The organism is Enterobacter sp. TMH.L2 (assembly GCF_050847315.1).
Classification (GTDB): Bacteria; Pseudomonadota; Gammaproteobacteria; order Enterobacterales; family Enterobacteriaceae; genus Cedecea.
Genome location: NZ_CP193791.1, coordinates 2,307,745 through 2,319,462, shown reverse-complemented (window position 1 = coordinate 2,319,462; position 11,718 = coordinate 2,307,745). Strand labels below are relative to the sequence as shown.

The following is an 11,718-nucleotide window of genomic DNA, read 5'->3' as shown; positions in this document are numbered from 1 at the left end:
AGGACGGCGCTTTTTAACTCAAAGGCAGACAGGAATCTCAATGAAAACAAAGACTGAAGCGGAACACCGCGCCGCCAAACGGCGCTGGTTGAATTCTCAGGATTCGGGGTATCACCAGGCGATGGGCAATCGCCACGTGCAGATGATTGCTATCGGCGGTGCCATCGGTACCGGCCTGTTCCTCGGCGCTGGTGCGCGCCTGCAGGCAGCAGGGCCCGCGCTGGCGTTAATTTATCTGGTTTGCGGCATTTTCTCTTTCTTCATCCTCCGCGCTTTGGGCGAGCTGGTTATCCATCGCCCGTCCAGCGGCAGTTTCGTCTCCTACACCCGTGAATTCCTCGGTGAAAAAGCCGCCTACGTTTGCGGCTGGATGTATTTCGTCAACTGGGCGATGACCGGTATCGTGGACATCACCGCCGTGGCGCTCTACATGCATTACTGGGGCGCGTTCGGCGATGTGCCGCAGTGGGTCTTCGCCCTCGGCGCGCTCGCCGTGGTTGCGGCGATGAACATGATTGGCGTGAAATGGTTCGCCGAGATGGAGTTCTGGTTTGCGCTGGTCAAAGTGTTGGCTATCGTCGCCTTCCTGATCGTCGGCACCATTTTCCTCGGCACCGGGAAACCGATTGACGGTAACAGCACCGGGTTCCATCTGATAACCGATAACGGCGGTCTCTTCCCCCACGGTCTGCTGCCTGCGCTGGTACTGATTCAGGGCGTAGTGTTCGCCTTCGCCTCTATCGAATTAGTGGGTACCGCCGCTGGGGAATGTAAAGACCCGAAAACCATGGTGCCGAAGGCCATTAACAGCGTTATCTGGCGTATCGGCCTGTTCTATGTTGGCTCCGTGGTGCTGCTGGTTCTGCTGCTGCCGTGGAACGCCTATCAGGCGGGACAAAGCCCGTTCGTGACCTTCTTCTCGAAGCTCGGCGTGCCTTACATCGGCGACGTGATGAATATCGTGGTGTTAACCGCCGCGCTCTCCAGCCTGAACTCCGGCCTGTACTGCACCGGGCGTATTCTGCGTTCGATGTCGATGGGCGGTTCCGCGCCACAGTTCATGTCGAAAATGAGCAAGAATCAGGTGCCGTATGCCGGGATTCTGGTCACCAGCGGCGTGTACGTGCTTGGCGTGTTCCTCAACTATCTGGTGCCTTCGCAGGTGTTTGAGATCGTGCTGAATATGGCGTCTCTGGGCATCATCACCTCCTGGGCGTTTATCGTGCTGTGCCAGATTCGCCTGCGCAAGGCGATTAAAGAAGGGAAAGCGGACGACGTGAGCTTCAAGCTGCCGGGCGCGCCGTTTACTTCCTGGCTGACGCTGCTGTTCCTGCTTGGCGTGCTGGTCTTGATGGCGATGGATTACCCGAACGGGACGTTCACGATTGCTTCTATTCCGGTGCTGGCGATTCTGCTGACGCTGGGCTGGTTTGGCGCTCGCAAGCGCGTGCATGAAGTGGCTCAGCAGGTCCACGATCACCACGAGTAGTGCCCCTCACCCTAACCCTCTCCCCACCGGGGAGAGGGGACACGTATCCCCTCCATCGCCATCACATTCGCAGTAAACTTATTCACAACACCCCGCTATACACTACCGGCCCCGTCGGCTGCCCGGTTGGCGAACCGCCCTGCGGCTCCAGGCTGATGGCGATCGTCACACCTCGTGACAATGTCACGTTTCCGTTACTCACCTGGGTCACCGATTTACTGTCCAAAAGCCCAAGCGAGACGGGCTTCGCGCCAACCGGGATAGCCCACAGCTGCAGGCTATTGCTGGCGGAGACGGAGGCCAGCTGCAGCGGCGTCAGGCGCAGCGTTTTACGGTCGCTGTCGGCGCTCACCAGCCACTGCCCCTGCTGGCTGGCACCGTTAAGCACCATAAGCGGTGCCAGCTCCGGTGCTTTGCTACTGAAGTATGGCACCAGCGCAACTGCAGCAAGCCCGGCGGCGAGCGCCCAGCCAAGATAGTTCCAGTTCCAACGCGAGCGCACGACGGCATTCCGCTCGGGCGGCAGGCTAAGCTGAATTTTCTTCCACACCGTTTCCGGCGGAAGCTGCGGCTGGGTCTGGCTGTCCAGGCCACCAAGCAGGGTTTGCCAGCGGCCCACGAGCGCGGCGAGATCCGGCTCGGCATGGAGACGTTTTTCGAAGCGCAACCGGGCACTCCCGCGCAGCGTGCCCAGCGCGTATTCAGAGGCCAGGGCGTTATCTATTTCTTGGCTGCTGTTCATAGTCCGACGCAATCCTTAAGGTGATCCAGCGCCCGCCGAATCCAACTTTTCACCGTGCCTAGGGGCTGCTGTAGCCAGTCGGCGATATCGCCGTGGGACATCCCCTGGTAGTAGGCCAGCACCACGCTCTGCCGCTGCTCGCTGGTCAAATTGTCCAGGCAACCGCGCAGGCGGCCTGCCTGCTGTTCATCGCCCCAGCCGTTGTCCCCTTCACTTTCTATTTCCGCAGCATTGTCGCTGAGTTCGTCTTCCTGATTTGCCGCGCGGGACTGGCCGCTGCGCAGCCAGTCGATACAACGGTTGCGAACGATGTGGGTCAGCCAGGTCACGGGGGCGCTGATGGCCGGATCGTAGCCTGAGGCTTTATTCCATACCGTGAGAAAAGCATCGTGCAGAATCTCTTCGGCCAACGCCCGGCGCTGCACGGTACGCAGCGCCACGGCAAACAAATGGGGGGACGTCAGGCGATAGAGTTGTTCAAATGCGCGGCGGTCGCCTTCAGCAACCGCCCGCATCAGTTTTACCTGCTGTTCTACCAGAGTTTTATCCATAATTTTCTCGACCAGGCGACGGGCCTGGATCGAGTATAGACACTCACTTCGGCATCAGTACGGTATCAATCACGTCTATCACGCCATTTTTCTGGTTCACGTCATAGGTGCTGATATTGGCGATGTTGCCTTTCCCGTCTTTAATCTGAATATTGTGCGGGCCATTGTTCATGATCCACAGCGGCTGGCCGTTCACCGTTTTTAATTCTGCGCTGCCGCCACCCTGCTGGATTTTTTTCTCCAGCGCTTTCATGTCGTATTTCCCTGCCACCACGTGGTACGTCAGGATGCTGGTCAACGTGGCTTTATTTTCTGGTTTCACCAGGTTGCTGACCGTGCCCGCCGGCAGTTTGGCAAACGCGGCATCAGTTGGGGCAAAGACGGTAAACGGCCCTTTGCTCTCCAGCGTATCCACTAAACCTGCGGCCTTCACCGCCGCAACCAGCGTGGTGTGATCTTTAGAATTCACGGCGTTCTCAACAATATTTTTTGACGGGTACATCGCAGCCCCGCCGACCATTACGGAATCGTTCGTCATTGAGGCAATGCTCAGCGTACTGAAGAAAGCAGAGGCGCACACGGCGGAGGTAAAATACTTGTTCATGTTGAATTCCTCAATTGTAGGGAGCAAGAGAGTTGCTCACAGTCTGATATACGATTGAGGGTGCGCCGCTGGATGCAGAAAAAATTAAAAATATTTCGCCGTTAATTTCATCAGTCATAACTTATTGTTAACGTTACGTGCGCTAATAATTTTCAAAACTTACACACAGGAACTAACATATACAGTTCACAATTCTGACAATTGCGCATACCGTAAAACACTCCCCGATGAAGAAACCCCAGAAAAAAACGCTCCACACGCATAAAACCGCCCTTTCCCTTCTCCTGATCCCGGCTTTCACTCCCGGTTTTACGCAAGCCGCTGACACACAGCCCAAAGACGAATCTACGCTGCTGGTCACCGCTAAACCGACAACCGTTTCTGAGCTCGATACGCCAGCCGCGGTCAGCGTGGTGTATGGCGATGATTTGCGCCAGGCTGCTCCCCGGATAAACCTGTCGGAAAACCTCGGCAGCGTACCGGGCCTGCAAATTCAAAACCGCCAAAACTATGCTCAGGATTTGCAGCTTTCCGTGCGTGGTTTTGGTTCACGCTCGACGTACGGCGTGCGCGGCGTGCGCATGTATGTGGATGGCATTCCTGCCACGATGCCCGATGGCCAGGGGCAAACGTCCAATATTGATTTGAACAGCGTGGACAGCGTGGAAGTGCTTCGCGGCCCGTTCTCCGCGCTCTACGGTAACTCTTCCGGCGGCGTGGTTAATGTCAAAACGGAAACAGGCCGACAGCCGCCAACCGTTGAGGCCAGTAGTTACTACGGCAGCTTTGGCAGCTGGCGCAACAGCGTGAAGGCCACCGGCTCAACCGGCGACGGCACGCAGGCCGGGGATGTGGACTATGCAATTTCTGCCTCGCGCTTTACCACGCACGGCTACCGTGACCACAGCAGCGCGCAGAAGAATCTTGGGAATGCGAAACTCGGCGTCCGCCTGAACGATGTCAGCAAGCTGACATTGCTGTTCAACAGCGTGGATATTGACGCCAACGATCCCGGCGGCCTGACCGAGCAAGAGTGGCGCGATAACCCAACGCAGGCACCCCGCGCCGATCAGTACAATACGAGGAAAACAACGAAGCAAACCCAGGGCGGCCTGCGCTACGACCGTCAGCTCAGCGAACACGATGACCTGAGCGTGATGATGTACGCGGGCGTGCGCGAAACAACGCAGTATCAGTCCATTCCTGTGTCAGCGCAAAAAAACGCAAACCATCCAGGCGGCGTGATCCAACTGGCAAGGCATTACCAGGGCATTGATACCCGCTGGACGCACAACGGCGAACTCGGCAGCGTGCCGGTCAGCTTCACCACCGGGCTGGACTACGAGACGATGACCGAGAAGCGCAAAGGCTACGAGAATTTCGTGACGGTGAACGGCGCCACGGTGCTCGGCGAACAGGGCAATCTGCGCCGCAACGAACGCAACCTGATGTGGAACCTCGACCCGTACCTGCAAACCACGTGGCAGCTTACCGACAAACTCAGCCTGGATGCGGGCATGCGCTACAGCTCGGTCTATTTTGATTCCAACGATTATTACATCGTCGGGACAAACGGCGACGACAGCGGCAGCGCCAGCTATCACAAGTGGCTGCCTGCGGCGTCGCTGAAATATGCCGTCACCGACGGCTGGAATATTTACACTTCCGCTGGCCGTGGGTTTGAAACGCCGACCATTAACGAGCTTTCTTACCGCGACAACGGCGCGGCCGGGCTTAACTTTGCTCTGCAGCCGTCCACCAGCACAACGGTAGAAGTAGGCAGCAAAAACCGCGTTGGCAATGGCCTGTTTACCGCCGCCCTGTTCCAGACCGACACCGATAATGAGATCGTGGTTGATCAAAGCAGTGGCGGGCGTACCACCTATAAAAATGCCGGCGAAACTCGCCGCCGTGGGCTGGAACTTTCTCTCGATCAGCAGTTTGCCGCCGACTGGCGACTGAAAATGGCCTGGACGTACCTGGAGGCGACCTACCGCACCAACGTATGCGGGGCAAATGACTGCCGCGGTAACCGAATGCCGGGCATCGCCCGCAACATGGGTTACGCGTCGTTTGGCTACGCGCCTGAAGATGGCTGGTATGCGGGCGCGGATGTTCACTACATGAGCGATATCCAGGCGAATGACCAGAATAGCGCCAAAGCCCCGACCTGGACCACCGTGGGATTGAATACCGGCTACAAGCTTCACGTGCGGCAAAACTGGCTGCTGGACATCTGGGGACGAGTTGATAATCTGTTCGACCGCGATTACGTCGGGTCGGTGATTGTCAATGAAGGCAATGGCCGCTATTTCGAGCCAGCGCCAGGGCGTAACTATGGCGTGGGCGTCAACGTCAGCTACAGCTTCCAGTAAGCTTTTTCCCCTCCGGCTTTTGTCGGGGGAGATTAAAAAGGAATTTTATGTCACCTAATCTCACCCTTCGGGATGCCACCCTGGCGGACATCGAGACTATTTTCACCATCCGCACCAGCGTCAAAGAGAATCATCTGTCGCGCGAAGAAATGGCCGAAATGGGCATCACACCACAGACTATTGCCGATATTATTGCCGAATCGCCGTGTATCTGGCTGGCAGACGTGGAGGGTGAGCCGGCCGGTTTCTCGATGGCGATTGCCGAAGAAGCCTGCCTGTTTGCCATGTTCGTTCTGCCTCAGTTTGAAGGCCAGGGCGTCGGCAGACTGCTGCTGGAAAAAGCCGAGGCGTTTCTCTTTGCTCAGCAGCCCACTATCTGGCTTGAAACGGCGGCAGCCAGCCGCGCCGCTGCGTTTTATCAGCGCCACGGCTGGCTGGCCGTGGGTGAGCAAGGTGGGGAAGATATTCGCTTCGAAAAATCACGCCCCGCAGCTGCGAAATAACAACTCCCTTACCCATCGGTGCGCGCTGTCGTGATGCGTGCGCTCATGCCATGCGGCGACTTTGGTAAAACCAGGGATCGCCAGCGGCGGCTGATGGCTGACGATACTCGCTTGTCCGGCAATAAGCCTCGCGGGTACCACGGCCATCAGATCGCTGGTTTTTAAAATCTCGGTTAAAAATAAGAAGCTCTGCACCGACAGGCTAACCCGCCTCGAACGCTTTATTTTTTGCAAAGCGCTGTCGGTCACGCCGCTAAACTCCCCACCGCTCCACGACACCAGCGCATGATCGCAGGCACAAAACTGATCCAGGGTGATCGTCCGCTGCCGGGCCAGGCTATGCTGCTGCCCCATCGCACAAACGTAATGCTCCTCATACAGCGTGTGAACGTGGAGGTCAGCCGACAGCGAAAAAGTCGTCATGATGGAAAGGTCCAGCTCGCCGCTTTCCAGCATCGGCTGAAGCTGGCCGTCAACCGGCGGGCGCACCGAGACGCGCATATTCGGCGCTTCACGCCGGAGTGCATTAATAAAAGGCAGCACGATGGCCTGCAGCGCATAGTCCGTGGCCGCGAGGGTAAACGTCAGCGTAGACGTTTTAGGGTCGAACTCAGCCGGGCGCAGCAGCAGTTCAACTTCGTGCAGGATGCGTTTCACTTGCTGCTCGAGCTGTAACGCTCGCTCCGTTGGCACGATGCCCCGCTGGCTGCGGATAAACAGCGGATCGTCGAAGCTTTCGCGCAGCCGCGTCAACATCCCGCTGACGGCAGGCTGCGTCAGAGACAGGCGCGAGGCGGCGCGAGTTACGCTGCGCTCCTGCAGCAACGCATCGAAGGTTTTCAGTAAGTTAAGATCCAGACTGCGTAAATCGCGCATCGCTTGCCTCCAGATATAAAATTACATTATATCTGAGATTAAATTTGACGATTGGTTTTATATCCAGCGTGTCGATATTCTCGCCTCACAGCAACGAAACGTGAGGAATCCAACATGCATTCAATTCATTGGCCGCAGGGCTTTATCCCCGGTTTTAGCGACAACTTCGCTTCTAACGAAATCATTATGATCGGGCTGGACGCCAGCGAAGTCTGGCGCTGGCTGACGCAAACCTCGGCCTGGGAACGCTATTACAGCAACGTGTCCGATATTGTGTTTCATGATGCCAGCGGGCCGACGTTAACGGCAGGGTCGCGCTTCCGCTTTACGACCTTTAGTTTCCCGGTTGAAGCCGAAGTGGTGGAGTTTGTCGCCCCGCAGGGGGAAATCCCAGGCCGTCTCGCCTGGCACGGCTGGGTTGGCAGCGAAGCGTCCCCAGAGCTGGACGTGCATCACGCCTGGCTGATTGAGAATCTATCGTCTGGCCGGGTACGCATCTTGACTCAGGAAACGCAAAACGGGCAGCCCGCGCGTGACCTGGCGAGGACGTTGCCTAACCCTATGCTAAACGCACATCAGGAGTGGATTTGCGGCCTGGCAAATTATGCGCTGAGCCAGAAGAAATAGCGTTAAGGTTTTTGCCCCGCCGTCTGTGCCGTCTGCCAGCGTTATAAAATACCCACCATGTAGCGCTGTTCCTCATCGGCCAGCGCTCTCCCCGACCGTATCGCGTGTTGATTTCCTCACAGGAAAAGAGTGTTGTCCAGATGGCAATTCGTATCTGCAGGATTCTCCCCTTATGCTGAGCGTCGCTATTACACTGAGGACGCCATGACACGCTTTCTAATCTGCAGTTTTGCCCTGATTTTGCTCTACCCTGCGGGCATTGATATGTATCTGGTCGGTTTACCGCGTATTGCGGCCGATCTTAACGCCAGCGAGGCGCAGCTTCATATTGCCTTCTCCGTTTATCTTGCCGGAATGGCCTGTTCCATGCTTTTTGCCGGCCGCGTGGCGGACCGCTCGGGGCGTAAGCCGGTGGCAATATTCGGTTCGGTAATTTTTATTGCCGCCTCCCTGATATGCGCCTCGGCGCAGCACAGCACGCTGTTTCTGGCGGGCCGGCTGGGTCAGGGGATCGGGGCGGGAGCCTGCTACGTGGTCGCTTTTGCAATTCTGCGGGATGCCCTGGATGAGCGACGCAGAACCAAAGTGCTCTCGTTAATGAACGGAATCACCTGCATCGTGCCGGTGATGGCGCCGGTGCTGGGGCATCTGATTATGCTTATTTTCCCGTGGCAAAGTTTGTTCTATACCCTGACCGGAATGGGGCTCGCGGTATTGCTGCTTTCCCTGCTGGTACTGAAAGAGACGAGGCCAGCAGCCAACGGTGCCAGCTCATTGGTTTCTTTGCCGAAAGCCGAGTCGTTGATTAACCGTTTCTTCCTCAGTCGGCTGGCCATAACAACCCTTAGCGTAACGGACATCCTCACCTTCGTTAACACCTCCCCCGTGTTATTGATGGAGGGGCTGGGCTTAGCTCGCGGGGAATACGCCACCACAATGGCGTTAACGGCCGTCGTCAGCATGAGCGTTTCATTCTCTACTCCGTTTGCCCTGAGCATATTTCAGCCCCGCACAATGATGATAACGTCTCAGACGCTGTTTCTGGCGGCGGGTCTGCTCCTGAGCATGGCCGATTCAAACTTGCTCACGCTGGTCGGACTCACGCTTGTGTGCGCAGGTTTCTCCGTCGGATTTGGCGTGGCCATGAGCCAGGCGCTGGGGCCATTTTCACTTCGGGCAGGGGTAGCCAGCTCAACGCTCGGAGTGGCACAGGTGTGTGGTTCATCATTGTGGATATGGCTGGCCGCCATTTTGCGTATCGATGCGCTGAATATGCTGATCGGAATTCTGATTGGCTGTAGCATTGTCAGCCTTTTACTGATTTTCCTTGTCGCCTCTCCCAGAGCCGTAGTTGAGTATGAAGAAAACAATCAACAGCCTCGATCTTAATTTGCTGCTCTGCCTGCAGTTGCTGATGCAGGAGCGCAGCGTCACCCGCACGGCAAAACGGCTGAGCGTCACGCCTTCGGCGATCAGCAAATCGCTGGCAAAACTGCGGGCGTGGTTTGATGATTCATTATTTGTAAATACTCCTCAGGGACTCGTCCCTACGCCACTGATGGTAAGCATGGCGCAGGAACTGGCGGACTGGATGCAAATGAGCCATCAACTGCTGGATAACGCTCACCATGAGACGCCGAGCGGACTGAAGTTTGAGCTTGTGGTTGAATTACCGCTGATGATGATCATGTTCAATGCCCTGTCGCAGCAGATTTATCAGCGCTATCCTCAGGCGACTATCAGGCTGCATCACTGGGATTACGACGCGCTGGACGCCATTACGAGTGGAAGTGTGGATGTTGGTTTCACCGGTCGTGAGAGCTATCCGCGTTCTCAAGGGCAGCTGAATCTGCCGTTGTCTATCGACTGTGAAGTGCTCTTTTATGACTCTCCCTGTGTCTGGCTGAGGGAAGATCATCCGGCTCTCCAGGAAGAGTGGAACCTGGACACTTTTTTGCGCTATCCCCATATCAGCATTTACTGGGAACAAAGCGATACCTGGGCGCTGGATGATATCCTGAGAGAAATGGGGCGCAAGCGGGATATTGCGTTGAGCCTGCCGGGATTCGAGCAGTCTCTGTTTATGGCCGCTCAGCCCGGGCACTCTCTGCTGACGACCGCTCCGGGCTACTGCCGGCATTACGGCCAGCTTCACCACCTGCCGCTGGTCTCCCGCCCGCTGCCGTTTGATGCCGGGCTTCTGCAAAAATTCCGGGCACCCTATATGATGATCTGGCACAAACGTAACCGCCATAACCCGAAAATTATCTGGCTCAGGCAGGCGATTAAGGCGCTTTATGCCGATCTCGTTATCGCCGGTAAAACAGCCAACGTCTAAACGTTTTCCAGCTAAGCAAGGCCGATAGAATCCCGGCGCGAGTGAATGTTTCTTCCCCCGCGCCAGGGCAGGCTCTAGCTGCGTTCGATGTCTTTTGCCGCCTGATCCAGCGTGTCGATAATCTTATACAGCGTCTCTTTCGACAGCTCGGCGCTGCCCAGTTTGGCGTGCAGCGCCGTTTTAAAATTATGAATAGCCCGCTGCACTTCGGGCAAACGGCGGTTGTCGCCGAGAACGCCAAGGGTAGCGAGTCGAGTGGTCACCGCTTCCAGTTCGAGCTGCTGCTCTTCAAGCGAGGTTTGTCCTTCCGCCGTCAGCGTGAAGGATTTTTTCCCACTTTGCCCTTCGCCCACCGTAATAAAGCCCATCTCCTCCATCAGCGTCAGGTTCGGGTAAATAATACCGGGGCTCGGCACATATTCCCCTTTCGCCATCCCTTCGATGGATTTGATCAGTTCGTAGCCGTGGGCCGGGCCATTTGCCAGCAGATGCAGGATCAGCAGGCGGATATCGTTGGCGTCAAACAGACGTTCGCGGCGATGGCGAGCGCGCCCCTCCGGGTGGCTTTGCTCATGGCGGCCATGACCGCCCCTGCCGCGATGCTGTTCGTGGCGCTCGCATTTGTGCTGTCTCAGATGATGAATACGCATAGTTTGGGACCTTATTTGTCATGCCAGTAGGCGACGGCGCGTACCAGGTCGGCGTCCAGGGCGCGGACTTCCAGCAGGTAATCTCCCAGCGCTTTAGCCTCTTTGCCTTCGCCAACAATCCAGATGTAATAGTCGTCGGCAGGGATCTCAATCTGCTTCAGGTACCCGGCGATCTCCGCGTGAGTTAACGCCCGCACATTTACCGCAGGGAATTCGTTCAGATAGCCCAGGCTGTCGGAATGGTGGCAGTTAACCAGGACTTCGACCTGAACATCCTGACTCAGCGACTGCAGACGGCGGCGCACCGCAGGCAGCCCGCTTTCATCGGTCACGTACAGCTGCCAGTGATAATCCGTTGGGGTGACCAGAGAGCCCCGTGGGCCACCGATGAACAGCTTGTCACCCGGCTGCGCATATTTCGCCCAGCTGCTGGCTACGCCGCCGTCGTGCAAATAGAAATCCAGGGTTAATTCACCGCGTTCGGCATTGAAATCCAGCGGCGTATAGTCACGCGACTGTGGGCGAGCCCCCGCTCCCCAGACAATGCCCTCGCTGTTGACCTGCGGCGGAGTGAATTCGCCATTTTCAGCCGGGAAGAAGACTTTGATGTGGTCGTCAAATCCCTGGGAAGAGAAATCCGCCAGCTGCGGGCTGGTGAAGACCAGACGGTAAAACGTATTGGCAATCAGCGTTTTCGCTTTAACCGTTAATTCACGAAACTTCAGTTCGTTACGAACCCGAACCGGCACTTTTTTAGCGTTATTTTGCGTTGTCATAGCGTACCTTTTAGGTGTGTAAGATATATCATAGACATATCTTAGAGCACGACACAGCGGCTGTCTTTATCATTTTGCGGCGTTATCACCAGGTTTAAACAATGAGAATGACATCCATTCCGGCAAGGTGCTGCCGGGATCGCAAATTGACAAAACGATGCTTTTTTGTACTTTCCCTTATCGCAAA

At 56.5% G+C, this 11,718-nt stretch carries 12 protein-coding genes; 6 read left to right on the top strand and 6 right to left on the bottom strand.

The genetic code is table 11. The features are described 5' to 3' along the window. The first annotated feature begins 40 nt into the window (after nt 1–40). Entirely contained in the window at nt 41–1,489 is a 1,449-nt protein-coding gene (gene ansP / locus ACREYP_RS11145) for an L-asparagine permease (protein WP_008458826.1), read from the top strand. Between the two features lie 82 nt (nt 1,490–1,571). On the opposite strand, the gene ACREYP_RS11140 is transcribed toward ansP, so the two are convergent. From ACREYP_RS11140 to ACREYP_RS11130, 3 genes are read right to left on the bottom strand one after another with little or no spacing between them, the layout of a single operon-like run. Continuing rightward, nucleotides 1,572–2,231 carry an anti-sigma factor domain-containing protein gene (locus ACREYP_RS11140; protein ID WP_166992357.1) on the bottom strand — a complete coding sequence of 220 codons (660 nt, stop codon included), beginning with the start codon at nt 2,229–2,231 and terminating at the stop codon, nt 1,572–1,574. Next, nucleotides 2,228–2,782: an RNA polymerase sigma factor gene (locus tag ACREYP_RS11135; RefSeq protein WP_008458822.1), complete on the bottom strand. Its 555-nt coding sequence runs from the start codon at nt 2,780–2,782 to the stop codon at nt 2,228–2,230. Before ACREYP_RS11135 ends, ACREYP_RS11140 begins: the two co-directional genes overlap by 4 nt. Nucleotides 2,783–2,825: 43 nt before the next feature. Next, nucleotides 2,826–3,386 (bottom strand): fasciclin domain-containing protein, encoded by a 561-nt coding sequence (locus tag ACREYP_RS11130; RefSeq protein WP_008458820.1) that lies wholly within the window; start codon nt 3,384–3,386, stop codon nt 2,826–2,828. Between the two features lie 227 nt (nt 3,387–3,613). Between ACREYP_RS11130 and pqqU the strand changes: the two genes are divergently transcribed. Together pqqU and ACREYP_RS11120 are read left to right on the top strand one after the other, a co-directional pair. Next, nucleotides 3,614–5,761, top strand: a complete 2,148-nt coding sequence (pqqU, locus tag ACREYP_RS11125) for a TonB-dependent receptor (protein ID WP_498881365.1) — start codon at nt 3,614–3,616, stop codon at nt 5,759–5,761. A 47-nt stretch (nt 5,762–5,808) separates the two neighbouring features. Beyond that, the gene (locus ACREYP_RS11120) at nt 5,809–6,264 is read left to right on the top strand and encodes a GNAT family N-acetyltransferase (RefSeq protein ID WP_008458817.1); all 456 of its coding nucleotides are present in this window, start codon (nt 5,809–5,811) and stop codon (nt 6,262–6,264) included. Here the strand turns inward: ACREYP_RS11120 and ACREYP_RS11115 are convergent. Beyond that, nucleotides 6,241–7,140, bottom strand: a complete 900-nt coding sequence (locus ACREYP_RS11115; RefSeq protein ID WP_336818644.1) for a LysR family transcriptional regulator — start codon at nt 7,138–7,140, stop codon at nt 6,241–6,243. The genes ACREYP_RS11120 and ACREYP_RS11115 overlap by 24 nt on opposite strands. Before the next feature lie 114 nt (nt 7,141–7,254). Between ACREYP_RS11115 and ACREYP_RS11110 the strand changes: the two genes are divergently transcribed. The 3 genes from ACREYP_RS11110 to yidZ all read left to right on the top strand — a co-directional run bounded on the left by ACREYP_RS11110 (nt 7,255) and on the right by yidZ (nt 10,105). Next, nucleotides 7,255–7,767, top strand: a complete 513-nt coding sequence (locus ACREYP_RS11110) for an SRPBCC family protein (RefSeq protein WP_336818643.1) — start codon at nt 7,255–7,257, stop codon at nt 7,765–7,767. 204 nt (nt 7,768–7,971) lie between these two features. Continuing rightward, nucleotides 7,972–9,156, top strand: coding sequence for an MFS transporter (locus ACREYP_RS11105; RefSeq protein ID WP_336818642.1), 1,185 nt, complete (start codon nt 7,972–7,974; stop codon nt 9,154–9,156). Continuing rightward, entirely contained in the window at nt 9,125–10,105 is a 981-nt protein-coding gene (gene yidZ / locus ACREYP_RS11100; RefSeq protein ID WP_008458807.1) for an HTH-type transcriptional regulator YidZ, read from the top strand. Before ACREYP_RS11105 ends, yidZ begins: the two co-directional genes overlap by 32 nt. 74 nt (nt 10,106–10,179) lie before the next feature. Here yidZ and ACREYP_RS11095 read toward each other — a convergent pair whose 3' ends face one another. Together ACREYP_RS11095 and ACREYP_RS11090 are read right to left on the bottom strand one after the other, a co-directional pair. Next, nucleotides 10,180–10,755 carry a PadR family transcriptional regulator gene (locus ACREYP_RS11095; protein ID WP_008458805.1) on the bottom strand — a complete coding sequence of 192 codons (576 nt, stop codon included), beginning with the start codon at nt 10,753–10,755 and terminating at the stop codon, nt 10,180–10,182. A gap of 11 nt (nt 10,756–10,766) precedes the next feature. Then, nucleotides 10,767–11,531, bottom strand: a complete 765-nt coding sequence (locus ACREYP_RS11090) for a siderophore-interacting protein (RefSeq protein WP_336818641.1) — start codon at nt 11,529–11,531, stop codon at nt 10,767–10,769. Nucleotides 11,532–11,718 lie beyond the last annotated feature (187 nt).